Origin of the sequence: Variovorax paradoxus (genome assembly GCA_016806145.1) — a bacterium.
Taxonomy (GTDB): Bacteria; Pseudomonadota; Gammaproteobacteria; order Burkholderiales; family Burkholderiaceae_C; genus Variovorax.
The window spans coordinates 1,812,398-1,837,940 of record CP063166.1 but is presented as its reverse complement, the minus strand read 5'-3'; the positions used below and the strand labels follow the sequence as shown (position 1 = coordinate 1,837,940).

Here is a 25,543-nt window from a genome sequence, read left to right as displayed (position 1 = left end):
AAGTCAAGCCGACACCCACGAAACACCGATACGGAATACCAGCCTGCAGCCTTCAGCTGCCGGCGGATCGAAGCGAGTCCCTTTGTGCTGATGCTGCTGATTCAAATGTGCCTGCGCTGGCTGACCTGGTCCCGACCAGCGGCCTCGGGCATCGAATCGCCAGAACCGCGCGCCACCCTTGCGCAACGAGTTGTCGAACAGACAGCTTCTCAGCACCACGAAGGGCTCGCCCCCATCCACGCGCCCCCACTCCGGCTGTCGTCACCGAGCTGACGCTCGAGACGGCCGCTCGCGCTCGCGCGCCGCGGCACCCAGCATCCGGAGCCAAGCGGCAATTCCCCAAGTTTCGCGGGCGTCGTCCGTGCATCGTTGGCCCTCCAGGGCCGGTAGAACGATACATATAAGGACAACGCATCATGAAGCGGATGCTGATCAATGCCACGCAGGCCGAAGAACGCCGCCTGGCCATCGTCGACGGGCAGAAGCTCCTCGACTACGAAATCGAGATCGAGGGACGCGAACAGCGCAAGGGCAACATCTACAAGGCCGTCGTGACCCGCGTCGAGCCCAGCCTCGAGGCCTGTTTCGTCGACTACGGCGAGGACCGCCACGGCTTCCTGCCGTTCAAGGAAATCTCCAAGCAATACTTCGCCGAAGGCGTCTCGGCCAGCCAGGCCCGGATCCAGGACGTGATCAAGGAAGGCCAGGAACTGGTCGTCCAGGTCGAGAAGGAAGAGCGCGGCAACAAGGGCGCGGCCCTCACCACCTTCATCTCGCTGGCCGGCCGCTACGTCGTGCTGATGCCGAACAACCCGCGTGGCGGTGGCGTCTCGCGCCGCATCGAGGGCGACGACCGCGCCGAGCTCAAGGAGGCGATGGACCAGCTCGAGTACCCGAAGGGCATGAGCATCATCGCGCGCACCGCCGGCATCGGCCGCTCGGCGCCCGAACTCCAGTGGGACCTGAACTATCTGCTCAAGCTCTGGACCGCCATCGACGGCGCGGCCAAGGGCGGCAAGGGCGCCTTCCTGATCTACCAGGAATCCTCGCTCGTGATCCGCGCGATCCGTGATTACTTCAATCACGACATCGGCGACATCCTGATCGACACCGACGACATCTACGACCAGGCGCAGCAGTTCATGGCGCACGTCATGCCCGAGCATGCCGCCCGCGTGAAGCGCTACCGCGACGACGCCGCCCTGTTCAGCCGCTTCCAGATCGAGCACCAGATCGAATCGGCCTACGCCCGCACCGTGCAGCTGCCCTCGGGCGGCGCCATCGTGATCGACCACACCGAGGCGCTGGTCTCGGTCGACGTGAACTCGGCCCGCGCCATCAAGGGCGGCGACATCGAGGAAACCGCGACCCGCACCAACCTCGAAGCCGCCGACGAAGTGGCGCGCCAGATGCGCCTGCGCGACCTCGGCGGCCTGATCGTCATCGACTTCATCGACATGGACGAGTCGAAGAACCGCCGCGAGGTCGAGAGCCGCCTGCGCGACGCGCTGCGCCAGGACCGCGCGCGCGTGCAGTTCGGTTCGATCAGCAAGTTCGGCCTGATGGAAATGAGCCGCCAGCGCCTGAAGCCGGCGCTGAGCGAAGGCTCGTCGATCCCCTGCCCCCGTTGCGGCGGCTCGGGCCACATCCGCGACACCGAATCGAGCGCGCTGCAGATCCTGCGCATCATTCAGGAAGAGTCGATGAAGGACAACACCGCCGCCGTGCACGTGCAGGTGCCGGTGGAAGTCGCTTCGTTCCTGCTCAACGAGAAGCGCACCGAGATCGCCAAGATCGAGCTCAAGCAGCGCGTGAGCGTGCTGATGGTGCCGAACAAGACGCTCGAGACGCCCAACTACAAGCTCGAACGCCTGAAGCACGACGACCCGCGCCTCGACCACATCGAGGCCAGCTACAAGATGGCCGACGAGATCGAGGACCCGACCTCGGTCACGCGCCGTTCGCAGGAGCCCACCAACAAGCAGACGCCGGTCATCAAGGGCGTGCTGCCCGACGCGCCGGCGCCCGTGGTGCCGGTCAAGCCCGAGCCGGTGCGCGCGCCCGTCGCCGCACCCGCGCCGGTCGCGCCGCCCGTGGCGGTGGCGCCCGCGCCGGCCGAGCTGGGCTTCTTCGCCCGCATCAAGAGCTGGTTCGGCGGCGGTACGCCGGCGGCCGCGCCGGCACCCGCACCCTCGGCGATTCCGGTCGAGCCGCCGAAGCCGACGCGCCGCGAAGGCCGTGACGGCCGTCCGGGCCGCGATGGCGAATCGCGCGGTGGACGCGACGGCGAACAACGCCGTGGCGGCCGCGGCGGCGAAGGCCGCAATGCCGAAGGCCGTGGCGAGAACGGCGCCCGTTCGGGCAACCGCGACGGCGAACGCCGTGGCGGCGGCCGCAATGGCGAGCGCCGCGAAGGCGGCCGCGAGGGCCGTGAAGGTCGCGAAGGCCGCGACAACCGCAGCGCCGAGCTGCGCGCCGATGGCCAGCCGCGCGAGAACAACCGCGAAGGCCGTCCGCCGCGCGAAGGCGACCAGCGCCGTGGCCGTGGCGAACGCCGCGAGGGCGAAGGCCGCAACGTGCCGGCCGAAGCGCTCGAAGGCGTCAGCCTCGAAGCCCAGCAGCTCGCACCGAACGCGGTGCCGGGCGAGGAAGGCACGGCCGGCGGCGAACGCGCAACGCGCGCCCGCCGCGAACGGGGTGAACGCGGCGAGCGCGGTGAGCGTGGCGAGCGCAACGGCGAACGCGGCGAACGCAACCTGAACGGCGACGCGCCGCGCGGCGAAGCCGCCGCCGGCGAGGACGGCAACGCCGCGCAGGGCGAACGCACCGAGCGTGCACCGCGCAACGGCCGCGAGGAGCGTGGCCCGCGTGGCGAACGCAACGACGGCCGCCGCGAGCGCCGCAACGACGGCCAGCCGCGTTTCAACGAGGAAGGCGAAGCCGCCACCACTGCATCGGCCGACGCCGAAGCCGGCCGCGAAGCCGCACCGCAGGACGGCGCCGAGCAGGCACCGCGCCGCGACGGCGAAGAGCGCCGCGGCCGTTCGCGCGACCGCTACGGCCGTGACCGCCGCGAACGCGCACCGCGCGAAGAAGGCGAAGCGCAACCCGTGGCCGCCTTCGACGGTGCGCCCGCCGAAGCGCAGAACCTGCAGGACGCACCCGTCGCGCGCCAGCCGCAGCCGTTCGCGGAGCAAGCGGTGGCCCCGGTCGCCGAAGCCGCCGACAGCGTCGCGGTCGTCGCCGAAGCACCGGCCGCCGCGCCGCAGGTGCGCGAGCCCGCGCCGCAGGCGCGCTTCGAGCAGCCGCAGCAACCCGCGGCGCCCGTGGCCCCGATCGTGGTCGAACGCGCGAGCGCGCCCCAGCCGGCCGCCAACGGCCGTGCGCTGCCGAAGGTCCAGTCCTTCGAGCTGCCGCTCGACGAGCTCGCGCAGATCGCGCAGAGCTCGGGCCTGCAGTGGGTCAACTCCGACGCCGAACGCATCGCGCAGGCGCGCGCCGCGATCGCCGCCGAGCCGAAGCCGGTCCACGTGCCGCGCGAACGCCCGCCGGTGATCGTGCTCGACGAAGGCCCGCTGGTGCTGGTCGAAACCCGCCGCGAACTGGCCGCGATGACGCTGCCGTTCGAGCAACCGGCTGGCGAGGCGCAGCCGGAGCAGCGCACGCTCTCAGCATCCGCTCGACTGCAATGAAGACGGCGCCCTCGGGCGCCGTTTTTCATGGGGCCGGCATCTCGAGGATCAGCTCCCCGAAGCGGCAGGCACAGGGCGTGCGGCCGTTCTCGCTCCAGATCAGCGAGAAGTCCACGCTCGGCAAGGGCCGCAGCCCATAGCGGCCGTCGACGATCTTCATGCCCGGCTCCACGTCATCGCGCGTGATCACCGTCGCAGCGAGCCCCGCGAGCACCGCCGCGCGAATGCCCTGCGGGCTGGCCGAGGTGAACACCACGTGCCAGTCGATCGGCGCGAGGTCGAGCGCCGAGCCGGCCACCTGCCGGTAGACGCAGGGCTTCGGAAAGAAGGCCAGCGGCAGCGAGCCGCCCCGGGGCGGCTCGAAGGTCTCGGCCGCAGCCCAGACCAGTTGCGTGCGCCGCAGCCGCGTGCCCTCCTCCACCTCGGGCGGCGACATCACGACCGCGAGGTCGAGCTCGCCCGCCCTGATCGCCGCGCGCAGGTCGACATGCATGCTCACGCAGACCTCCAGGCGCACCGACGGGAAAGCGCGCGCGAACTGCGACAGCAGCGGCGCCAGGCGCTCGCCCAGGAAGTTGTCGGGCGCGCCGAAGCGCACCACGCCCGAGATCGGCGAGGGCTGGAAGCGCTGCGTCATGGCGTCGAGCGTCGTCAGGATCTGCTCGGCATAGCGCAGGAAATCCTCGCCGTCCTCGGTCACCGTGAGGCGGCGCGTCGTCCGGTGCAGCAGCGCGCGGCCCACCTGCTCCTCGAGCCGGCGGATCTGGTGGCTGATGGCCGATTGCGTCAGGTGCAGGCGCTGCGCGGCGCGCGTGAAGCTGCCGGTCTCCTTCACGGCGACGAAGGCGCGCAGCAGGGTGGGATCGAAGTCCATGGCGGAGGTGGGCGGGTCGTTTGAGTAGTGATGGAGATTAATGAATCTCACGAAATTAAATCATTTCCCTCATGAAGACCCTTTGCCCAGAATCGCGCTCCTCACGGCCGGCCTGCTCGCCGCGCCGCTTCAACCGGACGCCCCATGACCCTTTCATCCACCGCACGCAACCGGCTCGCGCTGGTCGCCCTCTGCCTCGTCGCCGCGATGTTCGGCCTCGAGATCTCCAGCATTCCCGTGATCCTGCCCACGCTCGAGAAGACGCTGCACGCCGACTTCGAGGCCATGCAATGGATCATGAACGCCTACACCATCGCCTGCACCACGGTGCTGATGGCGGCCGGCACGCTGGCCGACCGCTATGGCCGCAAGCGCGTGCTGGCGATCAGCCTGCTGCTGTTCGGCCTCACCTCGCTGGCCTGCGGCCTGGCGCCGAGCGCGCCGCTGCTGATCGGCGCGCGCTTCCTGCAGGGCCTGAGCGGCGGCACCATGCTGATCTGCCAGATCGCCATCCTGTCGCATCAATTCCAGGAAGGCCGCGAACGCAGCCGGGCCTTCGCGATCTGGGGCGTGGTGTTCGGCGTCGGCCTGGGCTTCGGGCCGATCGTCGGCGGCGCGATCGCCGCGCTGTGGCGCTGGGAATGGGTGTTCCTGGTCCATGCACCGCTGGCCGCCATCGCCTGGCTGCTGGCGGCCGCGAGCATCGGCGAGTCGCGCGACCCCGAGGCGAAGCGGCTCGACCTCGCGGGCATCGTCACGCTGTCGCTCGCGGTGCTCGGCCTCACGGGCTACATCACGCAGGGGCCCGGGCTCGGCTTCGCGAGCGCGGCGGGACTGGGCCTCATCGGCGCCGCGGCCGCGAGCTTCGCGGCCTTCGTGGCGATCGAGCGCAGCCGCGCCCATCCGATGTTCGACTTCTCGGTGTTCCGCATCCGCGCGTTCTCGGGCGCGATCCTCGGCTCGGTCGGCATGAATTTCAGCTTCTGGCCCTTCATGATCTACCTGCCGATCTACTTCCAGGCCGGCCTGGGCTACGACGCGGTGCAGGCCGGCACGGCGCTGCTGGCCTACACGCTGCCGACCCTGCTCGCGCCGCCGCTGGGCGAGCGGCTCGCTGCGCGCTTTCGCGCCGGCGCCGTGATCCCGGCGGGCCTGTTCGCCATCGGCGCGGGCTTTTTGCTGATGCGCTGGGGCAGCGGCGTCGCCGAGGCGAGCTGGCTCACGCTGCTGCCGGGCTGCCTGCTGGCGGGCCTCGGCCTGGGCGTGATCAACACGCCGGTGACCAACACCACCACCGGCTCGGTGCCCGCGAGCCGCGCCGGCATGGCCTCGGGCATCGACATGAGCGCGCGGCTCATCACGCTGGCGATCAACATCGCGCTGATGGGCTTCCTGCTGCTCGCGGGCATCGTCGCCGCGCTGCGCGGCGCGCTGCCGGAACTGGCGCCGTCGCTGCCCGCGCTCGCCGAGCGGATCGCGGCCGGCCATCTCGCGACGCTGCACCGGGAGTTCCCGGCGCTCGCCGCGCTCGATCCCTCGGGTGCGATCGCCCACGGCGCGCTGCTGCAGGGCTTCGGCGGGGTGATGCTCTACGGCGCGCTCGGCGTGTGGGTGCTCGCGGCACTGAGCGCGCTGGCCTTCCACGGCGGGGGCAGGCGGCCCCCGGTCGCTTGCGCCTCTCGCCCCTGAGCTAGCGCAGCGAGACCGGGTGGTTCTCGATCTGCGCCGCGTTGCGCCAGGCCACCGCGGCCTGCTCGGCATCGCCGCGGTCCTCGGCCAGCTGCGCGAGCGCGAGCCAGGCGCGGCGGTAGAGCTCGGGGTCCTGCAGCCCCATGCCGGCCTGCGACAGCAGCTGCTGCGCCTTGCCCCAGAGCTGGCGCTTCATGCAGGCCATGCCCGCGAGGTACTGCAGGTTGGCATCGCGCGGGTTGTTGCGCTGCGCGCTCTCGATGCGCGCGAGCCAGTCGGCATCGACCGAATCGAGCCCGGCCTCGAGCGCCAGCGCGAGCTTGACGCGCAGCGCGTCGCCGAGGCCGCGCGGCACCGACACCATGCGCTCCCAGGCCGGCAGCAGCCAGCCGCGCGCCACCGGCAGGTCGCCCTTGAGCAGCACCATGCGCTGCGCGGCGTGGATCGCGACCTCGGGCATCTCGCGCTCGGCCGTCTCGAGTTCGGACCAGGCGCGCAGCAGCTGCGCCGGATCGTGCGCGCCCGACAGCAGCTCGGTCGCGAGCCCGCGCACGATGCTCTGCGCGGCGGCCTCCGAGAAGGCGCGGTGCTTGGCCAGCAGCCGCGCGGTCTCGAGCGCCTCGAGCGTGCGGCGGTCCTGGCGCGCGGCCTTCAGCCGCAGCCGCAGGGCCAGCGTGCGGCGCTGCGCGCCCTGCGGCAGTTCCTCCAACCGCGCCAGCGCTGCCGCCGGATCGCGGTCCTCGAGCGCCCAGCGCGCGGCGCGCAGCTGCACGCCCTCGCGGGTCTCGGGACTGGCCAGCAGGTTGCGGTCGGCGCTCTCGTTGAGCGCCTGCTGCAGATGGGCGTCGCGCGCCGGGCGGTCCTGCAGCGCCTGCGCGCTCTCGGCCGCGAGCAGGTGCGACAGCACGCGCACCTGCTGCGCCTGCGGCAGGCTGGCGCCGAGCGCGGCCAGGGTCTTCTCCTGCGTGAGCGCGGCCTGCGCGGCCTTGCGCGCGCGCGAGAAGCGGCCCGAGATCAGCTGCACCATCGCATCGAGCAGCGCCGAATGCAGCATGCGTTCCTTCTGCTGCATGCGCCACTGGCGCGCCTGGGTCGGCAGCGAGAACAGCGCGGCCAGCGCACGCAGCGCCGCGTGCAGCAGCACGAACAGCGTCAGCAGGATCACCAGCACGAGGTTGAGCGAGAGGTCGACCCGCCACGGCGGCCAGAACACGGTGATCGTGCCCTGGTTGTTGCCGGCGAACAGCGCGACCGCCGCGGCGACGGCGAACAGCGCGAGGAGCCAGAGTGCGGCGCGCATGAAGAGCCCTGCCTTCTCAGCGGCCGGCCGCGGCGGTGGCCAGGGCGGCGAGCGTGTCGTCGATGCGCGGCGGCTCGGTGGTCTTCACCAGCGCCTGCAGCTGCTGCAACTGCGTTGCGGCCGTCTGCGTGCGGCGCGACGCGGGATCGAAATAGCGGTTGAGCGAGGCCGCCACGTTGGCGAGCTCGGTGCGCGTGACGTCGACCTGGCGCGACAGCAGCGACAGGCGCGCGTTGAGCAGCTTGAGCTTGAGGTTCTCGCGCAGGAAGTAGGTCTGGTCGGGCGCCAGCAGGATCGCCTCGGGCCGCTCGATGCGGCCCACGCGCACCAGCGAGCGCGCCTCGTTGCGCACCGTGAGCAGCGCGCGCTCCCACCAGGGCGCGTCGGCCGGCACCGGGTCGGCCTGCCAGGCATTGAGGCCGGTGCCGCGCATCGCGACCGCGTTGAGCGGCGGCAGGTCGTCCACGCCGCGCATCAGTTCGTCGAGCTTCTGCAGCGCCTCGCCACCGTCGGCGCTGGCGGTGCTGCGCAGCCGGTCGGCGTCGCGCTGCATCGCGCGCTGCAGCGGCGCCAGCCGCGGCTGGGCGGCGCGCGCGATGCGCAGGTCGCCGGCCTTCAGCGCGGCCAGCAGCGGCTCGACGCTGCCCGTGACCTGCGCCTGCTGCAGCGCGAGCCGCAGCGTGGATTCGATGTCGACCACCAGGTTCTCGTCGCGCGAACGCGAGAGGCTCTGCATCAGTTCCTCGAGCTGCGAGCGCTGCAGCGCGACCTCGGCGACGCGGGTCTCGGTGAGCGCCACGCGCGCGGCGGTGTCGCGCACCGTGTCCTTGGCCTCGCGCGCCAGCGTGCGCGCCTCGAGCGACTGCATCAGCGCCTCGCTGCTCTGGCGCGCGAGCTGTTCCTTCATGTTGCCGACCTTCTGCCACAGCGCGATCGACGTCAGCAGCGCGCCCAGCGAGACCAGCGCCAGCAGGCCGAGACCGATGCGCGTCAGGGTGGTGGCGGCCGCGGCGAGGGCGGCGGGAGATTGGGAAGAAGTCGTCAGCGGAGCCGGCACGGGTGCCTGGGGTGCGGCGGAGGCGGAAGAAGACTCGTCGGACGGAGGCACGGCGCTCATGCGAGGGATTCTATCGACGCGACCAGCGCTTCCAGCAGCGGCGCGCTCTCGCGCACCGTGCCGAAACCCGCGCCACGCGCGGCTTGCGCGATGCGCGGGTGGGTGGCGATGGCGCGCGCGGCCCGCCAATCGATGGCCGGCAGCGCGGCGCGCAGGTTGGCGATCGCCTCCGAACTGCTGAAGAGCCAGAGCGCGCGGCCCGCGGCGCCCTCCTCTGCCAGCCGGCGCTGCGCGTCATCGAGCACGGGCGCGAGCCGGCGGTAGGCCACCACGGTCTCGCGCCGCGCGCCCGCATCGTCGAGCGCCTGCGCGAGCCAGTCGCGGCCCGCGGGCTGGCCCTGCGCATCGCCGCCGCGCACGATCAGCACGCGCAGTCCGGGCACGACCCGCAGCCCCACGATCGCCCACAGGGCTTCGGAATCGAAGCGGCCTTCGTCGGCGGCTGGCGTGTCGATGGCCTCGGGCGGAACGCCGTTGCGTTGCAGCGCGCGCGCGGTGCCGGGGCCGGTGGCCCAGAAGCGGCAACCTGCTTGCAGCGCGGTGCCGGCGTTGGCTTCGAAGAAGCGGTCGACCGCGGCGGCGCTCACGAACATCCGCGCCGCGTGGTGTTCGTTCCAGGCCGCGCGCAGCGGCGCGGCATCGGCGACCGGCGCGATCTCGATCAAGGGCAACGCGCGCGCATCGAAGCCCGCGTCACGCAGTGCATCGATCCACGGCGGCGCCTCGCGCGCCGGTCGCGTCACGAGGACGGTCGGCGCTGCGGTCGTCGCCACGGTCCCCACGCGTTTCAGTGGGCGCCCGCGTCGCGCAGCAGCGAGGCCGCGTGCAACCCGAGCGCATCGGCCTGCGCGTGATCGCCGGCCTCGGCGCGCGCGCTCACCTGCAGCATCGGCTCGGCGCCCTCGGGGTCGCCCCAGGCGGCGTCGATGCGCAGGCTGCCGTCGGGCTGCCAGCGCGCATGCGCGGCCAGCGGCATCGAGCAGCTGCCGCCCATCGCGCGGCTCACGGCGCGCTCGGCGGCGGTGGCGAGCCAGTCGCCGCGGTGCGACAGCGGTGCCAGCAATGCGATCAGGTCGGCGCGGTCGGCGCGCACCTCGATGCCCAATGCGCCCTGGCCCGCGGCCGGCAGCATGGTCTCGGGTTCGAAGGCGATGCGGATGCGGTCCCCGAGGCCCAGGCGCTTGAGGCCCGCGGCGGCCAGCACGATGGCGTCGTACTGGCCCTCGTCGAGCTTGCGCAGCCGGGTGTCGAGGTTGCCGCGCAGCGGTTCGATGCGCAGGTCGGGCCGGCGCGCGCGCAACAGCATCACGCGGCGCAGGCTCGAGGTGCCGACCACGGCACCCTGCGGCAGTTCGTCGAGCGAGGCGTAGCGCGGCGACACCAGCGCGTCGCGCGGGTCTTCGCGCTCGAGCACGCAGGCCAGCACGAAGCCCTCGGGCAGCTCCATCGGCACGTCCTTGAGCGAGTGGACCGCGATGTCGGCGCGCCCTTCCTCGAGCGCGAGCTCGAGCTCCTTCACGAACAGGCCCTTGCCGCCGACCTTGCTCAGGGTGCGATCGAGGATCTGGTCGCCACGCGTGGTCATGCCCAGCAGGCGGACCGTGTGGCCCTTGTCTTGCAACAGCGCTTGCACGTGCTCGGCTTGCCACAAGGCCAGCCGGCTTTCGCGCGTGGCAATCACGATATTGCTCAAAACCGCCCCCGAAAAGTACATGAACAGAAACCGGCGGGATGCTAGCATGTTGCGCCGCAGCAACGGCGGCGACGCTCCATTCCAACAGCACTCCAAGTCTCCAGGAACACCATCGAATGAAAGCCAGCAAGACCCCTGTCGCCCCACCGAAGCGCAGGCAAGCCGAAGACCAGCCGCTGATCGACGACATCCGCCTGCTGGGCCGCATCCTCGGCGACGTGATCCGGGAGCAGGAGGGCAAGGAGAGCTATGAACTGGTGGAGAAGATCCGCACGCTGTCGGTGGCTTTCCGCCGCGATGCCGACCAGACCGCCGACCGCGCGCTGAAGAACCTGCTCAAGAGCCTGACCGCGGCCGAGACGGTGCGCGTGATCCGCGCCTTCAGCTACTTCAGCCACCTGGCCAACCTGGCCGAAGACCGCCACCTGATCCGCCGCCGCACCGAGGCCGAGCGCGCCGGCGAGAGCGCCGACGGCGACCTGCAGACCGCGCTGGCGCGCATCCGCAAGGCCGGCGTGAAGCCCGACGAGATCGTGGCCACGCTGGCCCACAGCTACCTGTCGCCGGTGCTCACCGCGCACCCGACCGAGGTGCAGCGCAAGAGCATCCTCGACGCCGAGCGCGCGATCGCGCTGCTGCTGACCACGCGCGACGAGATCCGCCTGCGCCAGCAGGCCTATGCCGGCGGCACCGACGCGCTATCGCCGCTCGAATTCGCCGACAACGAGGCGCAGATCCGCATCCGCGTCACGCAGCTGTGGCAGACGCGCCTGCTGCGCTTCTCCAAGCTCACCGTGGCCGACGAGATCGAGAACGCGCTGAGCTACTACGAGGCCACCTTCCTGCGCGAGATCCCGCGCGTCTATGCCGACCTCGAGAAGGCGCTGGCGCAGGGCGGCCAGACGCCCTCGGTCGCGACCTTCCTGCGCATGGGCCAGTGGATCGGCGGCGACCGCGACGGCAACCCCAACGTCACGGCCGAGACCCTCGAGTACGCGCTGCGCCGGCAGGCCGAACTGGCGCTGCGCCACTACCTCACCGAGGTGCACTACCTGGGCGGCGAGCTCTCGCTGTCGGCCACCCTGATCGACGTGTCGGTCGAGATGCAGGCGCTGGCCGAGCGCTCGCCCGACACCAGCGAGCACCGCAAGGACGAGCCCTATCGCCGCGCGCTGACCGGCGTCTATTCGCGGCTCGCGGCCACGCTGCGCGAGCTCACGGGCGGCGAGGCCGCGCGCCACGCGGTGGCGCCGCAGAACCCCTACGCCACGGCCGAGGAGTTCCTCGCCGACCTGCGCACCATCGAGGACTCGCTCGGCGAGAAGCACGGCAGCCTGCTGGCCGCGCCGCGCCTCAAGCCGCTGATCCGCGCGGTCGAGGTGTTCGGCTTCCACCTCGCCACGGTCGACCTGCGCCAGAGCTCCGACAAGCACGAGGCCGTGATCGCCGAGCTGCTGGCCACCGCGCGCATCGAGCCCGCCTACGCTTCGCTGGCCGAGGAAGCCAAGCAGACGCTGCTGCTCAAGCTGCTCGACGACGCGCGCCCGCTGCGCGTGCCCGATGCAGCCTATTCGCCGCTCGCGAAGAGCGAGCTCGCGATCTTCGCGGCCGCGCGCGTGGCCCGCGCGCGCTACGGCAACGCGGCGATCCGCCACTACATCATCAGCCACACCGAGACCGTGAGCGACCTGCTCGAGGCGCTGCTGCTGCAGAAGGAAGTGGGCCTGCTGCGCGGCGCGATGGACAAGGACGCCACCTGCGACCTGATCGTGGTGCCGCTGTTCGAGACCATCGAGGACCTGCGCAATGCCGCGCCGATCGTGCGCGCCTTCTACGCGCTGCCGAACATCCAGGCGCTGATCGAGCGCTCGGGCGCCGAGCAGGACGTGATGCTCGGCTACAGCGACAGCAACAAGGACGGCGGCATCTTCACCAGCAACTGGGAGCTCTACCGCGCCGGCATCGCACTGGTGGCGCTGTTCGACGAGCTCAACAAGAAGAAGGCCAACCCCATCCGGCTGCGCATGTTCCATGGCCGCGGCGGCACGGTGGGACGCGGCGGCGGCCCGAGCTACCAGGCGATCCTCGCGCAGCCGCCCGGCACGGTGCGCGGCCAGATCCGCCTGACCGAGCAGGGCGAGGTCATCGGCTCGAAGTACGCCAACCGCGAGATCGGCCGGCGCAACCTCGAAACCCTGGTGGCCGCCACGCTCGAGGCCACGCTGCTGCCGCAGGGCAAGTCGGCGCCCGCCACCTTCCTGTCGGCGGCCGGCGAGCTCTCCACCGCGAGCATGGCCGCCTACCGCAAGCTGGTCTACGAGACCCCGGGCTTCGGCGAGTACTTCTTCAGCGCCACGCCGATCCGCGAGATCGCCGAGCTCAACATCGGCTCGCGCCCCGCCTCGCGCAACCCGAGCCACAAGATCGACGACCTGCGTGCCGTGCCCTGGAGCTTCAGCTGGGGCCAGTGCCGCCTCACTATTCCCGGCTGGTTCGGCTTCGGCGCGGGCGTGGAGCAGTTCCTCGCGGCCGCCGGCAATGCCGCGGGCCGCAAGGAGCGCCAGGCGCTGCTGCAGCGCATGTACGCGCAGTGGCCCTTCTTCCGCACGCTGCTGTCGAACATGGACATGGTGCTCGCCAAGAGCGACCTCGCGCTGGCCTCGCGCTATGCCGAACTGGTGAGCGACCGCAAGCTGCGCCAGAAGGTGTTCTCGATGATCGATGCCGAATGGCACCGCACCTCGGACGCGCTCACGCTGATCACCGGCGCCAAGCAACGGCTCGAGGGCAATGCAGAAATGCAGCGCTCGGTGCGCCACCGCTTCCCCTACATCGACCCGCTGCACCACCTGCAGGTCGAGCTGATGCGGCGCTACCGCGCGGGCGACGGCGGCGAGCGGCTGCAGCGCGGCATCCACATCTCGATCAACGGCGTGGCCGCGGGCCTGCGCAACACCGGCTGAGGAGGCGCGCATGCAAGGCTCCTGTCTCTGCGGCGCCGTGGCCTACGAGGCCGCGAAGCTCGCGGGCCCGATCGGCCACTGCCATTGCCGGACCTGCCGCAAGGCGCATGCGGCCGCCTTCGCGAGCACAGCGCGCGTGGACCGCGCCGACTTCCGCTGGCTGCGCGGCCAGGACGACGCGCTCGCGGCCTTCGAATCGACGCCCGGCAAGCTGCGCCATTTCTGCCGCCGCTGCGGCAGCCATCTCGTGGCGGAATGGGTCGCGCAGCCGCAGGTGATCCTGCGCGTGGGCTCGCTCGACGACGATCCCGGCGTGCGGCCGAGCCAGCACATCTGGCGCTCGCACGACGTGCCGTGGATGGCCTGCGGCGAGGACCTGCCCTCGTTCGCCGAGGCCGCGCCGCCCAAGCCCTGAGCGCGCCCTGCCGTCGATGGACGGCAAGGTGCCGCTCCCGGGCGCCTGCGTGCAGCCGAAAGCACGCGAACCCCTCGATTGTTCGCCCTGGGGAAACTGACAACTGCCGCGCGCCCCCTTTGTCGCGGGCGTCCGCGCGACCACACTGCGAAGCCCCTTGCAACAAGCATCGACCGCCGTGCCGGCCGATGCCCACCGGACTTCCTCCTCATGATGAACGCACCCAGCGGCGCCCCCTGCATCGACGCGCTGCCGCCCGATTCCGCGAAGACCTCGCGCTCGACCTGGCTCGCGGTCGGTTCGCTCTCGGTCGGTTCCTTCGCCATGGTCTCGACCGAGTTCATGCCGATCGGCCTGCTCACCGACATCGCCAGCACCCTCAACGTCTCGAACGGCACCGCGGGCCTGATGATCACCATGCCCGGCATCCTCGCGGCCTTCGCGGGACCGGGCCTGATCGTGGCCTCGGGCCGGCTCGACCGCCGCACCCTGCTGATCGGCCTCACCGTGGCGCTGATCGCCTCGAACCTGCTCGCGGCCTTCGCGCCCAACTTCGCCACCATGCTGATCGCGCGGCTGATCCTCGGACTGTGCGTGGGCGGCTTCTGGACCTTCGCGCCGCCGGCCGCCACGCAGCTGGTGCCGCCGGCCCAGCAGGCGCGCGCGATGTCGCTGGTGCTGGCCGGCGTGTCGGCCGCCACCGTGCTCGGCGTGCCGGCCGGTGCCTTCCTCGGCACCACCTTCGGCTGGCGCGCCTCCTTCGCCGCCACCGGTGCGCTGGCCGGGGCCGTGCTGCTGGTGCAGCTGTGGCTGCTGCCGCCGCTGCCCTCGGCACGCGCCATCGGCGCGCGCGACCTGCTGATCCCGCTGACGCGGCGCATGGCGCAGGTCGGGCTGCTCGCGGTGCTGTTCTTCATCGCCGGCCACTTCGCCGCCTACACCTACCTCAAGCCGCTGCTGCAGCAGGTCTTCGGCCTCGACCCCAACGGCGTGACCACGCTGCTGCTGGTCTACGGCGCCGTGGGCTTCTTCGGCACCTTCCTCGGCGGCAGCATGGTGGCGCGCAGCGTGCGCGGCACCACCCTGCTGGCCGCGCTGCTCCTGGCCACGGCGCTGATCCTGTCGACGCTGCTCGGCACCGGCATGGTGGCCGGCGCGGTGGTGGTCGTGATCTGGGGCGTGGCCTTCGGCCTGATCCCGGTGGCGCTCACCGGCTGGATGCTCGAGGCCGTGCCCGATGCGCCCGAGGCCGGCCAGGCGCTGCTGGTCAGCGGCTTCCAGGTGGCGATCGCCTCGGGCGCGCTGCTCGGCGGCCGCGTGGTCGACGGCTGGGGCATCTCGAGCACCATGGTGATGAGCGGCGGACTGGTGCTGGTCGCGGCGCTGATCGTGGTCACGCTGGGCCGCGCGCGCGGCGCCGCCGTGGCGGCCTGAGCGCCAGCTTCTCCCTCAACGGCCGGGGCGCCCGCGTGGCGCGCCCGGCCGTCTGCTTTCGGCCCCGGCCCGCGCGATCGCATCGAGCACCACGCGCAGGCCCTTGCCCACCGGCTTGTCGCGCCGCAGCACGATCGCCAGGCTGCGCGACAGGGGCGGCACCAGCCGGCTGATCTTGAGTTCGGGATGGGCGCCGCGCCCGCGCATCGCCATGCCCGGCACGATGGCGTAGCCCAGCCCCGCGGCCACCATCTCCTTCATCGCCTCGACGCTGCCGAGCTCCATCACCGGCTGCGGCTGCAGCCCCTCGGCCGCGAACCAGCGGTCGACCAGCCGGCGCGTGTTGGCCGCGGGCTCGAACAGCACCAGCGGCAACGGCGCCAGGTCGGCCGGTCCCACGCGTGCCTTCAGCGGCGCGAGGTCGGCGCGGCCGATGGCCACGAATTCGTCGTCGAGTACCGGCGTCACCTCGAGCGAACGCCCGGTCGCCGGCAAGGTGACGAGCGCGAGATCGATGCTGTTCTCCTCCACCTTGCGCACGCAGTCGTCGGTGTTGCCGGTGCTCACCACCACGCTGAGCGCCGGGTACTGCTCGCGCAGCGCGCGCAGCAGCGGCGGCAGCAGGTGCAGGCAGGCGGTGGCGCCGGTGCCCAGCCGCACGCGGCCCGCGACCGCGCTCGCATGGTCGGCCAGCGCCTCGATCGCGTTCTCGACCGCGGCATCGATGTGCCGCGCATGCCGCAGCAGCTCGCTGCCGGCCGCCGTGGCCCGCGCGCGCCGGCCCACGCGCTCCACCAGCCGCACCGCGAGGCGGCGCTCGAGCTGGCGCACCTGCAGGCTCACCGCGGGCTGGGTCAGGCCCAGGCGCTCGGCCGCGGCCGAGAAGCTGCCGGTCTCGACCACCAGGCCGAAGGCGCGCAGCTGGTCGAGGTTGAGCGAGCGCTGCACAGGCTTGTCCAAAGTTTTTCTCATGGCTTGCATAGTTGACCCAAGCTTCATTTATCGATTGCCGCGCGTCAAGATCGCGCCATGCCCTCTTCCGACCTGCCTTCTTCCTTCGCCGCGCTCGCGATCGCCGACGCCGAGCCCCAGCATCTGGACGAGATCCAGGCCATCTACAGCCACTACGTGCTGCACGACCTCTGCTCCTTCGAGGAGCAGGTGCCAACGGTGGCGCAGATGCTGTCGCGCCGCCTGGAGGTGCTGCGCCTCGGCCTGCCCTACCTGGTCGCGCTGCGCGAGGGCCGCGTGGTCGGCTATGCCTATGCCGGCGCCTACCGCGCGCGCTCCGCCTACCGCCACACGGTCGAGGATTCGATCTACGTCGCGCAGGGCGAGCACGGCCGCGGCATCGGCAAGGCGCTGCTCGCGGCGCTGATCGAACGCTGCGCCGCGCGGGGCCTGCGCCAGATGGTCGCGGTGGTCGGACACAGCGGCAACGCGGGCTCGACGCGGCTGCACGAGAGCCTGGGTTTCGAACGGGTCGGCGTGCTGCGCGACGTGGGCTTCAAGTTCGGCCGCTGGGTCGACACCGTGCTGATGCAGCGCGCGCTGGCCTGATGGCGGCACAGCCATCCCTGCCCGCGCCGGGCTGGCTCGCGATGCTCTGCACGAGCCGGCTGCTGCAGGCCATGATCGTCACGGCCTATGCCGGCGTGCTGCCCTTCACCCTGGTCGACTGGCGGATGAGCGCCGCGCAGGCGGGCTCGATCCAGAGCGCCTGGCACGTGGGCTACATGAGCTCGCTGTTCGCCGTCGGCCTGCTCGCGGACCGCTTCGGCGCGCACCGCGTGTTCCTGCTCGGCAGCGCGGTCAGCGCGATCGCGGCGCTGGGCTTCGCGCTGTTCGCGAGCGGCCACCGCTCGGCGCTGCTGCTGTACGGGCTCGCGGGGCTGTGCGCCGGTGCCTCGTACACGCCGGGGCTGCAGCTGCTCGCGCGCAATGCCGAACCCGCCGTGCGCGGCCGCGCGATGGGGCTGTTCCTCGGCGCCTCGTCGCTCGGCTATGCGCTCTCGCTCGCGGTGGTGGCCGCGCTCGCGAGCGTCGCGCACTGGCGCCACGGCCTGATCGCGGCGGCGCTGTGCACCGCGGTGGGCGCGCTGCTCACCGTGCCCGCGCTGCGCCGCATGCGGCTGCCCGCGGCACCGCCGCCGGCCGCGCGCGAAGGCACGCTGCGCGCGCTGATCGAGACGGTGCGCGACAAGCCCGCGATGGCCGGCAACTGGGCCTATGCCTTCCACTGCTGGGAGCTGATGGCACTGTGGGCCTGGCTGCCCGCCTACCTCGTGGCCGCGTCGGGCGATGTGCCCGCGGCGTGGAAGGGCGCGGGCATCGCGCTCGCGGCGCTGGCGCACCTGGTCAGCGTGTTCGGCAGCATCGCGGGCGGCGCCGCTTCCGACCGCTGGGGCCGCGCGCGCGTGATGATGGTCGCCACCCTCGCGAGCCTGTGCATGTCCTTCGCCTTCGGCTGGCTGTGGAGCTGGCCGCTGTGGCTGCTGGCGGTGGCGGCCGCGCTCTACAACCTGTTCGCCATCGCCGATTCCTCGGTCTACTCGACCGCGCTGGCCGACGTGGTGGCGCCGCATCGCCTGGGCGTGGCCTATTCGGTGCGCTCGGTGATGGGCTTCGGCGCGGGCGCGATCAGCCCCTGGGTGTTCGGCCTCGCGCTCGACTGGGGGCAGGCGCGCTTTGGCACGGGCAGCACGCACGGCTGGGTGGCGGCGTGGACCACGGTCGGCCTCGGCGCGCTGCTCGGGCCGCTGATGATCGCGCGCTTCGCGCGGCTGGCCCGGCCGGCGCGCTGAGCGGCCCTATTCGCCCAGCAGCTCGCCGATCGGCTGCAGGTCCTCGACCCGGTCGCAGATGGCCTTGATCACCATGGTGATCGGGATGCCCAGCAGCAGCCCCCAGACGCCCCAGAGCCAGCCCCAGAAGATCACGCCGACGAACACCGCGACCGGGTTGATGCGGCTGGTGCGGCTGGTGAGCCAGGGCATCAGCAGGTTGCCGACCAAGGTGTGGATCAGCAGCGAGGTGCCGGCCACCGCGATGCCCATCTCGAGGGTGTTGAACTGCAGGAAGGCCACCAGCCCTGCGGCCGAGAGCACGATCACCGAACCGATGTAGGGAATGAGGTTGGTGACGCCGGCCACGATGCCCCAGACGGCCGCGTTCTGCAGCCCGAGCGCCCAGAAGGCCAGGCCGGTGGCCACGCCCACGAGCACGCTGGTGAAGATCTGCACCAGCAGGTAGCGCTCGATGTTGCGCGTGATGTCGTCGAGCACGTGCACGGTGATCTTCTTCTTCTCGAGGCTCGAGCCCGAGATCTTGATCAGCTTGCGCCGGAAGGTGGAGCCCGAACACAGCGCGAAGTAGGTGAGGAAGGCCACCAGCGTGAGCTGCCCGGCCGCGCCGAGCAGGCCGACGGTGCCGGTCCAGAGGTAGTCGCGCACGTTGAACGGCGGCCGCTCGATCACCACGCGCGCGACGCCGCGGCGTGCCAGCGCGCGCGAGTTCTCCTCGGCCGCGCGCTCGAGCTGCGAGGCGGCCTGCTGCACGCTGTCGAGCGTGCCGCTGCTGCCCTTGTCGGTGCGCGTGGCCTGGCGCAGCTTCTGCGCCGCGGCGGGCAGCGAGTCGAGCAGGGACGAGGCGCTGCCCGAGAGCGAATAGCCGGTCCAGCCGATGGCGCCGCACAGGCCGAGCAGGATGACGGCGGCGCCGATCCAGCGCGGCAGCCGCCAGCGCTCGAGCCGGTCGACCAGCGGCGACAGCGCATAGCTCAGCAGCAGGCTCAGCATCAGCGGGATGAACACCGACTGCGCCCACTGCAGCGCGAACACGCTGGCCAGCACCGCGAGCACCACCAGCGAGAAGCTGCGCACGTCGACCGGCACGCGCAGCACCGGCAGGTCGCGCTCGGCGTCGGCCTCGGACTTCGGCACGGGCGGCGGCTCGGGCTGCAGCGCGGGCGCGGGAACGGAGGCGGCCGCCACCACCTCCTCGGGCGGGGCAGGCTCGGGCGCGGGCGCCTCCTGCTGCGCGGCCGGCGGCCGCGGGGCGTCGTCGTCGCGCGCCTTGTCGTTCATCGTGCGTCCTTGATGACTTCGCGCACCGCCGCCAGCTGCCGGCGCGACACCGCGACCAGCTCGGGCACGGTCGACAGGCGCAGCGCCCAGCCCTCGGCGTCCTCGCCGTCGTCGTAGCGCTCGAGCGCGCGGATCGCGCTGCGCGCCACCAGCGCGTTGCGGTGCACGCGCAGGAAACGCTCGGGATAGCGCTCCTCGAAATCGTTGAGCGAGCCGTCGAGGATGTGGCTGCGCGCGGCCGTGCGCACCGTGAGGTACTTGTATTCGGACTTCAGGTAGACGATCTCCGCCAGCGGCACGCGCTCGGCGCGGCCGCGGTCCTGGATCAGCACGCTCTCCTGCGCCGCCTTGTCGCTGGCGCGCTCCTTGAGATAGCGCTCGGCCTTCTGCAGCGCCTGCTGCAGCCGCTCGGCGCGCACGGGCTTGGTGAGGTAGTCGACCGCGTCGAGCTCGAAGGCGGTGACCGCATGTGCGGCATGCGCGGTCACGAACACCACGGCCGGCGCGTCGGCGCGCTCGCGCAGCGCACGCGCCACCTCGATGCCGTCGATGCCGGGCATGTGCACGTCGAGCAGCACCACGTCGAGCTTCATCGACGCCAGCTGCGCCTGCGCCTCGGCGCCCTGCGCGGCCTCGGCCACCACCTCGGCCGCGGGCGCGCTGCAGTCGCGCAGCAGGGTGCGCAGCCGCGAGCGGGCCAGCGCTTCATCGTCGACGATCAATGTCCTCAGGCTCATTCATGTCCCCCCACGCAATCGCATGCGTTCATGATTCGGCGGGTATCGCGATGCGCACCCGGTAGCTCTTCTGATCCATGCCGGCGCTGAACTGCATGCGCATGTCGTGCAGCAGCCGCAGCCGGTCCCTCACGTTCGCCAGCGCGATGCCATGGCCGCGCGGCAGCGGTTCGTCGGCCCAGCGCAGCGGCGGCAGGCTGTTGACCACCTCGATCACCACCATGGAGCCGCGCCGCTCGGTGCGGATGCGCAGCCTGGCACCGTCCGGGCTCGGCTCCACGCCGTGCTTGATCGCATTCTCGACCAGGGGCTGCAGCAGCAGTGGCGGCAGCCGCGCGTCGCTGGCCGCGGCATCGAGGTCCCAGCGGATGCGCAGCCGCTCGCCGAAGCGCACCTGCTCGATCGCGAGGTAGCGCTCGGCCAGCGCGATCTCGTCGGCCAGGGTGCCCGATTCGCCGGGATCGGCCAGCGCCTGGCGGAACAACTCGCTCAGGTCCTCCAGCATGGTCTCGGCCTTGGCGGGCTCCTCGCGCACCAGCGCGATGGCGCTGTTGAGCGTGTTGAACAGGAAGTGCGGCCGGATCCGCGACTGCAGCTCCTCGAGCCGCGCGGTGGTGGCCGCCGGCGTCTGGCCGCGCGCGCGCAACACCATCGCCGCCATCACCATGCCCGCGAAGAAGGCACCGGCCAGCGCGCTCGCGAACCAGGGCGCGCTGCCCAGCACGCCGGTGAGCCGCAGCAGCCCGCAGCCATAGAGCGCCGAGACGGCGCCCAGCAGCGCGCCCACCGCGTACTGCCACGGCACCGGCAGCCGCCGCAGCGGCTTCTTGAGCCCGCAGGCCGCGACCAGCCACAGCAGGGTGGCCGGCAGCGCGCCGCCCGTGACCGTGGCGGCCTGCACCAGCCACTCGCCGGGCGAGCCCGAGACGAACATCGCGGCCACGCCCACCACCGCCTCGACGAAGACCACGGTGCGCAGCACCACGCCGATCTGGCAGGCGTCGAACAGCACCGCCTGCGCGTGCGCGGACGTGCGCGTGCGGTCGGAGGACGCGGCATGTGGGGTGGCCGATAAAATCGCCGGCTTGCGCATTCGCAGATACATTGGGTAACCAGCCCATTATTGCCTCCCGAACGGCTCCCATGACCCAAAACCAACTCGACAAGAAATCCGAAGCCTGGTCCGCCCTGTTCTCGGAACCCATGAGCGACCTCGTGAAGCGCTACACCGCCAGCGTCTTCTTCGACAAGCGCCTGTGGCAGGCCGACATCCAGGGCTCGCTCGCCCATGCGGGCATGCTGGCCGCGCAGGGGATCATCAGCATGCAGGACCACGCCGAGATCGAGCGTGGGATGGCGCAGATCCGCGACGAGATCGAATCCGGCGCCTTCGAGTGGAAGCTCGACCTCGAGGACGTGCACCTGAACATCGAGGCCCGCCTGACCCAGCTCGTGGGCGACGCCGGCAAGCGGCTGCACACCGGCCGCAGCCGCAACGACCAGGTCGCGACCGACGTGCGCCTGTGGCTGCGCGGCGAGATCGACCTGATCGCCGAGCTGCTGGTCACGCTGCAGAAGTCGCTGGTCGACATCGCCGAGAAGAACGTCGAGGTGATCCTGCCGGGCTTCACCCACCTGCAGGTGGCGCAGCCCGTGAGCTTCGGCCACCACATGCTGGCCTACGTCGAGATGTTCAGCCGCGACGCCGAGCGCCTGGCCGACGTGCGCCGCCGCGTCAACCGCCTGCCGCTGGGCGCCGCCGCGCTGGCCGGCACCAGCTACCCGCTCGACCGCGAACTGGTCGCGAAGACGCTGGACATGGAAGGCGTGTGCCAGAACAGCCTGGACGCCGTGAGCGACCGCGACTTCGCGATCGAGTTCAGCGCCGCCGCCAGCCTGTGCATGGTGCACATCAGCCGCATGAGCGAGGAGCTGATCCTCTGGATGAGCCAGAACTTCGCCTTCATCCAGATCGCCGACCGCTTCACCACGGGCTCGTCGATCATGCCGCAGAAGAAGAACCCCGACGTGCCCGAGCTGGCGCGCGGCAAGACCGGCCGCGTGGTCGGCCACCTGATGGCGCTGATCACGCTGATGAAGGGCCAGCCGCTGGCCTACAACAAGGACAACCAGGAAGACAAGGAGCCGCTGTTCGACACCGTCGACACGCTCAAGGACACCTTGCGCATCTTCGCCGAGATGATCGGCGGCATCACGGTCAAGCCCGAGGCGATGGAGCTGGCCGCGCTGCGCGGCTACGCCACCGCCACCGACCTGGCCGACTACCTGGTGAAGAAGGGCCTGCCGTTCCGCGACGCGCACGAGATCGTGGCCCACGCGGTCAAGGCCGCGACCTCGCACAAGGTCGACCTGGCCGAGCTGCCGCTGGCGGTGCTGCAGCAGTTCAACCCGAAGATCGAGAAGGACGTGTACGACGTGCTGAGCCTGCGCGGCTCGCTCAACGCACGCAACATCCTCGGCGGCACGGCGCCCGCGCAGGTCAAGGCGCAGATCGCGCGCCACCGCGCCCGCCTCGGCTGATCGCAGCGGCCCTCGGCAGCGCAGGGCCCCGCCATGTTCTACGCCATCCCGCTCGAGAACCGCCCGAGCTGGCGCAACCCGCCGTGGATGACGGTGCTGCTGATCCTCGTGAACATGCTGGTGTTCTGGGGCCCGCAGCGCAGCGAGGAGAACGCGCAGGAACGCGCCGCGCGCTACTACGCGAAGAGTTCGCTGCCGGCGCTCGAGCTGCCGGCCTTCGTCGACTGGCTCGAGCGCACCCGGTCGCCGCGCGCCGAGGCCGCGCGGCAGCTGCTCAAGCTCAAGCGCACCGACGAGCTGCTCGAAGGCCTGCAGCACGAGCGCGCGTTCCTGCGCCAGCTGCGCGCCGATGAGGTGATCACGCCCGCGCATCCGCGCTTCGACGAATGGAAGCGCGACCGCCAGCAGTTCGACGCCCAGTGGCCCGCGCCCTTCACCGAGCGCTGGGCGCAGGACTATGCGAAGGACGCCGAATTCAAGCCTGGGACCTGGATCACGGCCGCCTTCCTGCATGCCAGCACCGGCCACCTGCTGGGCAACATGCTGTTCCTGTTCCTGTTCGGCTTCTCGGTCGAACTCGCGCTCGGGCGCACCACCTTCCTGAGCTTCTACCTGCTGGGCGCCGTCGGCGCCTCGGCGCTGGCCGGCTGGGCCTATGCGGGCAAGGGCAGCTACGGGCTCGGCGCCTCGGGCGCGGTGTCGGCGCTGATGGGCATGTATGCCGTGATGTACCGGCTGCGGCGCATCCGCTTCTTCTACCAGCTGTTCTTCTATTTCAACTACGTCACCGCGCCGGCCCTGCTGCTGCTGCCGGCCTGGATCGCCAACGAGCTGCTGCAGCACCTGGCGGGCGGCCAGGGCATCGCCTACATGGCGCACCTGGGCGGGCTGCTGAGCGGCGCCGCGCTGATGACGCTGGCGCTGGCGCTCGGGCGCGTGAAGACGCCCGAGACCCTGGCGGCCGAGCGCACGAGCGCGCGCGACAACGACGGCGGCGAGGGCGAATTCCAGCGCCGCGTCGCCAACGCGCGGCGGCTGGGCGCGGCGATGAAGTTCGAGTCGGCCAGCAGCGAGTGGCGCGCGGCCGCGGCGCTGCGCCCGAACGACGCCGACACCCTGCGCGCCTGGTTCAACACCGCGCGGCTGCAGCCGGCCGGCGACGACTTCCATGCCGCGGCGCGGCGCATCTTCCGCCTGAGCGCCACCGACCCCGACACGCTGGCGCTTCAGCATGCGAGCTTCACCACCTACCTCGACCAGGCCAGACCCGGCGTGCGCCTCAGGCCCGAGGACATGGCGCGGCTCGCGCGCCGCTTCGTGCGCATCCGGCAGTTCGAGGACGCGCGCCGGCTCTGCACCATCCTCTTGAAGACCGCGCCCGACCATCCCGAGCTGGCCGACACGCTGTCGGTGTGCGCCAACGGCCTGCTGCATGCGGGCGAGCGCGAGAAGGCGGTCGGCCTGCTGCCGCACCTGCTGCGGCTCGCGCCCGACGACATGGTCACGCGCGCGCTGCAGCGCGCCTGAGCGTTCCGCGGTTTCCGGCCGCCGGTCGGAGACCCACACAGTTCGCAAGGACTTGCTCGGCAAACGCTAGCGATGCTTAACTTTGCATTCCAGCCAAGCGGCTGTCACACGACTTTGTCATGGTTGGCATCGCCCTTGCAGGGCTTTCTCTCTGTAAAGCTCGCTCCCGGTCTCCTCCTGCATTGAACTCGGGAGCGCCCGTTCGCTCCATTTGGGGCCTTCGTCACTTCCCCCCGCCCATGCCCGCTCACACACGCCGTCCCTTCCCGCTGCTCATCACCGCCCTCGCGCTGGCCGCCGCCATCACGCTCGCCGGCTGTTCGCGCAACGAGGCCGCCGCGCCCAAGGCGGCGGCGCCCGAACGGGAAGTCGGCACCGTCACGCTCAAGCACGAGACGCTGGCGCTGAGCACCGAGCTGCCGGGCCGCACCGCGGCCCCGGTCATCGCCGAGATCCGGCCGCAGGTCGGCGGCATCCTCAAGGAGCGGCTGTTCACCGAGGGCTCGCAGGTCAAGGCCGGCCAGGTGCTCTACCAGCTCGACCCGGCCTCGCTGCAGGCGGCCCATGCCAGCGCGCAGGCCAGCGTGCGCAAGGCCGAGTCGGCGCTCGCCACCGCGCGCACCGTGGCGCGCCGCAATGCCGAGCTTGTGAAGATCGACGCCATCAGCCGCCAGGTGTTCGACGAGTCGCAGGCCGCCGAGCAGCAGGCCGAGGCCGACCTCGGCGTGGCGCGCGCGGCCGAGCAGACCGCGCGCATCCAGCTCGGCTACACCCGCATCGTCTCGCCGATCAGCGGCTGGGCCGAGCTCTCGAGCGTCACGCCGGGCGCGCTGGTCACGGCCAACCAGACCACCGCGATGACGACGGTGCAGCAGCTCGACCCGATCCACGTGCACGTCACCCAGTCGAGCAGCGAGCTGCTGCGGCTCAAGCGCGAGCTCGCCAGCGGCCGGCTGCAGCGTGCCAGCGATGCCGAGGCGCGCATCCAGCTGGTGCTCGAGGACGGCAGCAAGTACCCGCACCCCGGGCGCCTGACCTTCAGCGGCGTCACCGTCGATGCCGGCACCGGCAGCGTGACCCTGCGCGCGGTGGTGCCCAACCCCGACCGGCTGCTGATGCCCGGCATGTACGTGCGCGCGGTGCTGCAGGAGGGCGTGAACGCCGCCGCGCTGCTGGTGCCGCAGCAGGCCGTGACGCGCGCGCCCGACGGCAGCGCCTCGGCGCTGGTGATCGATGCCGAGAACAAGGTCGCGAAGCGCCCGATCCAGGTCGGCCGCGCGATCGGCACGCGCTGGCAGGTGCTCGACGGCCTCGCGCCCGGCGACCGCGTGATGACCGAGGGCTCGCAGCGCGTGAAGGTCGGCGACAAGGTCAAGGTGGTCGACCTCGGCGCGCGCGCCGCGGCCGGCCCGGTGGCCGCCGTCGCGCCCGACGCGGCCGATGCCGCCACCAACCCCGTGGCGCGCTGAGGCCGGA

Annotated in this window: 19 protein-coding genes; 10 read left to right on the top strand and 9 right to left on the bottom strand. The window is 71.7% G+C overall.

What is annotated here, in order from left to right:
- Positions 1 to 416: 416 nt before the first annotated feature.
- Positions 417 to 3,692 (top strand): Rne/Rng family ribonuclease, encoded by a 3,276-nt coding sequence (locus INQ48_08360; GenBank protein QRF59224.1) that lies wholly within the window; start codon positions 417 to 419, stop codon positions 3,690 to 3,692.
- Positions 3,693 to 3,717: 25 nt separating this feature from the next.
- On the opposite strand, the gene INQ48_08355 is transcribed toward INQ48_08360, so the two are convergent.
- Positions 3,718 to 4,566: a LysR family transcriptional regulator gene (locus tag INQ48_08355; GenBank protein ID QRF59223.1), complete on the bottom strand. Its 849-nt coding sequence runs from the start codon at positions 4,564 to 4,566 to the stop codon at positions 3,718 to 3,720.
- A 144-nt stretch (positions 4,567 to 4,710) separates the two neighbouring features.
- On the opposite strand from INQ48_08355, the gene INQ48_08350 reads away from it, so the two are divergent.
- Positions 4,711 to 6,255 (top strand): MFS transporter, encoded by a 1,545-nt coding sequence (locus tag INQ48_08350; protein QRF59222.1) that lies wholly within the window; start codon positions 4,711 to 4,713, stop codon positions 6,253 to 6,255.
- 1 nt (position 6,256) lies between these two features.
- Here INQ48_08350 and INQ48_08345 read toward each other — a convergent pair whose 3' ends face one another.
- The 4 genes from INQ48_08345 to hemC are packed head-to-tail and all read right to left on the bottom strand — an operon-like array spanning position 6,257 to position 10,386.
- Positions 6,257 to 7,555, bottom strand: a complete 1,299-nt coding sequence (locus INQ48_08345; protein ID QRF59221.1) for a heme biosynthesis protein HemY — start codon at positions 7,553 to 7,555, stop codon at positions 6,257 to 6,259.
- Between the two features lie 16 nt (positions 7,556 to 7,571).
- Positions 7,572 to 8,672 (bottom strand): uroporphyrinogen-III C-methyltransferase, encoded by a 1,101-nt coding sequence (locus INQ48_08340; protein ID QRF59220.1) that lies wholly within the window; start codon positions 8,670 to 8,672, stop codon positions 7,572 to 7,574.
- The gene (locus tag INQ48_08335; protein ID QRF59219.1) at positions 8,669 to 9,445 is read right to left on the bottom strand and encodes a uroporphyrinogen-III synthase; all 777 of its coding nucleotides are present in this window, start codon (positions 9,443 to 9,445) and stop codon (positions 8,669 to 8,671) included. The genes INQ48_08340 and INQ48_08335 overlap by 4 nt, the downstream gene beginning before the upstream one ends.
- A gap of 14 nt (positions 9,446 to 9,459) precedes the next feature.
- Positions 9,460 to 10,386 carry a hydroxymethylbilane synthase gene (gene hemC, locus INQ48_08330; protein QRF59218.1) on the bottom strand — a complete coding sequence of 309 codons (927 nt, stop codon included), beginning with the start codon at positions 10,384 to 10,386 and terminating at the stop codon, positions 9,460 to 9,462.
- A gap of 95 nt (positions 10,387 to 10,481) precedes the next feature.
- Here hemC and ppc point away from each other — a divergent pair, with 95 nt between their 5' ends.
- The 3 genes from ppc (at position 10,482) to INQ48_08315 (ending at position 15,177) form a co-directional block, all read left to right on the top strand.
- On the top strand, positions 10,482 to 13,328 hold the full coding sequence (gene ppc, locus INQ48_08325) for a phosphoenolpyruvate carboxylase (GenBank protein ID QRF59217.1): 2,847 nt from the start codon (positions 10,482 to 10,484) through the stop codon (positions 13,326 to 13,328).
- A gap of 10 nt (positions 13,329 to 13,338) precedes the next feature.
- On the top strand, positions 13,339 to 13,743 hold the full coding sequence (locus INQ48_08320) for a GFA family protein (GenBank protein ID QRF59216.1): 405 nt from the start codon (positions 13,339 to 13,341) through the stop codon (positions 13,741 to 13,743).
- 210 nt (positions 13,744 to 13,953) lie between these two features.
- On the top strand, positions 13,954 to 15,177 hold the full coding sequence (locus INQ48_08315) for an MFS transporter (protein QRF59215.1): 1,224 nt from the start codon (positions 13,954 to 13,956) through the stop codon (positions 15,175 to 15,177).
- 15 nt (positions 15,178 to 15,192) lie between these two features.
- On the opposite strand, the gene INQ48_08310 is transcribed toward INQ48_08315, so the two are convergent.
- Entirely contained in the window at positions 15,193 to 16,158 is a 966-nt protein-coding gene (locus INQ48_08310; protein ID QRF59214.1) for a LysR family transcriptional regulator, read from the bottom strand.
- A 48-nt stretch (positions 16,159 to 16,206) separates the two neighbouring features.
- Here INQ48_08310 and INQ48_08305 point away from each other — a divergent pair, with 48 nt between their 5' ends.
- Together INQ48_08305 and INQ48_08300 are read left to right on the top strand one after the other, a co-directional pair.
- Complete coding sequence (locus tag INQ48_08305) at positions 16,207 to 16,737, top strand: N-acetyltransferase (GenBank protein QRF59213.1); 531 nt, start codon at positions 16,207 to 16,209, stop codon at positions 16,735 to 16,737.
- Complete coding sequence (locus INQ48_08300; GenBank protein QRF60661.1) at positions 16,734 to 17,981, top strand: MFS transporter; 1,248 nt, start codon at positions 16,734 to 16,736, stop codon at positions 17,979 to 17,981. Before INQ48_08305 ends, INQ48_08300 begins: the two co-directional genes overlap by 4 nt.
- Positions 17,982 to 17,987: 6 nt before the next feature.
- On the opposite strand, the gene INQ48_08295 is transcribed toward INQ48_08300, so the two are convergent.
- The 3 genes from INQ48_08295 to INQ48_08285 are packed head-to-tail and all read right to left on the bottom strand — an operon-like array spanning position 17,988 to position 21,092.
- A complete protein-coding gene (locus INQ48_08295) occupies positions 17,988 to 19,262 on the bottom strand; it encodes an AI-2E family transporter (protein ID QRF59212.1) in 1,275 nt (424 codons plus the stop codon).
- Positions 19,259 to 19,999, bottom strand: a complete 741-nt coding sequence (locus INQ48_08290; protein QRF59211.1) for a response regulator transcription factor — start codon at positions 19,997 to 19,999, stop codon at positions 19,259 to 19,261. Before INQ48_08290 ends, INQ48_08295 begins: the two co-directional genes overlap by 4 nt.
- 28 nt (positions 20,000 to 20,027) lie before the next feature.
- A complete protein-coding gene (locus INQ48_08285; protein ID QRF59210.1) occupies positions 20,028 to 21,092 on the bottom strand; it encodes a histidine kinase in 1,065 nt (354 codons plus the stop codon).
- 50 nt (positions 21,093 to 21,142) lie between these two features.
- On the opposite strand from INQ48_08285, the gene argH reads away from it, so the two are divergent.
- The 3 genes from argH to INQ48_08270 all read left to right on the top strand — a co-directional run bounded on the left by argH (position 21,143) and on the right by INQ48_08270 (position 25,536).
- Positions 21,143 to 22,540: an argininosuccinate lyase gene (gene argH / locus INQ48_08280; protein ID QRF59209.1), complete on the top strand. Its 1,398-nt coding sequence runs from the start codon at positions 21,143 to 21,145 to the stop codon at positions 22,538 to 22,540.
- Between the two features lie 33 nt (positions 22,541 to 22,573).
- Positions 22,574 to 24,067: a rhomboid family intramembrane serine protease gene (locus INQ48_08275; GenBank protein QRF59208.1), complete on the top strand. Its 1,494-nt coding sequence runs from the start codon at positions 22,574 to 22,576 to the stop codon at positions 24,065 to 24,067.
- A gap of 239 nt (positions 24,068 to 24,306) precedes the next feature.
- The gene (locus INQ48_08270; GenBank protein ID QRF59207.1) at positions 24,307 to 25,536 is read left to right on the top strand and encodes an efflux RND transporter periplasmic adaptor subunit; all 1,230 of its coding nucleotides are present in this window, start codon (positions 24,307 to 24,309) and stop codon (positions 25,534 to 25,536) included.
- The last annotated feature ends 7 nt before the right edge of the window (positions 25,537 to 25,543 follow it).

Bases quoted from the DNA above. Each gene is read 5' to 3' on its own strand.
- INQ48_08360 (QRF59224.1), top strand. From the start codon at position 417: ATGAAGCGGATGCTGATCAATGCCACGCAGGCCGAAGAACGCCGCCTG.
- INQ48_08355 (QRF59223.1), bottom strand. From the start codon at position 4,566: ATGGACTTCGATCCCACCCTGCTGCGCGCCTTCGTCGCCGTGAAGGAG.
- INQ48_08350 (QRF59222.1), top strand. From the start codon at position 4,711: ATGACCCTTTCATCCACCGCACGCAACCGGCTCGCGCTGGTCGCCCTC.
- INQ48_08345 (QRF59221.1), bottom strand. From the start codon at position 7,555: ATGCGCGCCGCACTCTGGCTCCTCGCGCTGTTCGCCGTCGCCGCGGCG.
- INQ48_08340 (QRF59220.1), bottom strand. From the start codon at position 8,672: ATGAGCGCCGTGCCTCCGTCCGACGAGTCTTCTTCCGCCTCCGCCGCA.
- hemC (QRF59218.1), bottom strand. From the start codon at position 10,386: ATGTACTTTTCGGGGGCGGTTTTGAGCAATATCGTGATTGCCACGCGC.
- ppc (QRF59217.1), top strand. From the start codon at position 10,482: ATGAAAGCCAGCAAGACCCCTGTCGCCCCACCGAAGCGCAGGCAAGCC.
- INQ48_08320 (QRF59216.1), top strand. From the start codon at position 13,339: ATGCAAGGCTCCTGTCTCTGCGGCGCCGTGGCCTACGAGGCCGCGAAG.
- INQ48_08315 (QRF59215.1), top strand. From the start codon at position 13,954: ATGATGAACGCACCCAGCGGCGCCCCCTGCATCGACGCGCTGCCGCCC.
- INQ48_08310 (QRF59214.1), bottom strand. From the start codon at position 16,158: ATGCAAGCCATGAGAAAAACTTTGGACAAGCCTGTGCAGCGCTCGCTC.
- INQ48_08305 (QRF59213.1), top strand. From the start codon at position 16,207: ATGCCCTCTTCCGACCTGCCTTCTTCCTTCGCCGCGCTCGCGATCGCC.
- INQ48_08295 (QRF59212.1), bottom strand. From the start codon at position 19,262: ATGAACGACAAGGCGCGCGACGACGACGCCCCGCGGCCGCCGGCCGCG.
- INQ48_08290 (QRF59211.1), bottom strand. From the start codon at position 19,999: ATGAGCCTGAGGACATTGATCGTCGACGATGAAGCGCTGGCCCGCTCG.
- INQ48_08285 (QRF59210.1), bottom strand. From the start codon at position 21,092: ATGCGCAAGCCGGCGATTTTATCGGCCACCCCACATGCCGCGTCCTCC.
- argH (QRF59209.1), top strand. From the start codon at position 21,143: ATGACCCAAAACCAACTCGACAAGAAATCCGAAGCCTGGTCCGCCCTG.
- INQ48_08275 (QRF59208.1), top strand. From the start codon at position 22,574: ATGTTCTACGCCATCCCGCTCGAGAACCGCCCGAGCTGGCGCAACCCG.
- INQ48_08270 (QRF59207.1), top strand. From the start codon at position 24,307: ATGCCCGCTCACACACGCCGTCCCTTCCCGCTGCTCATCACCGCCCTC.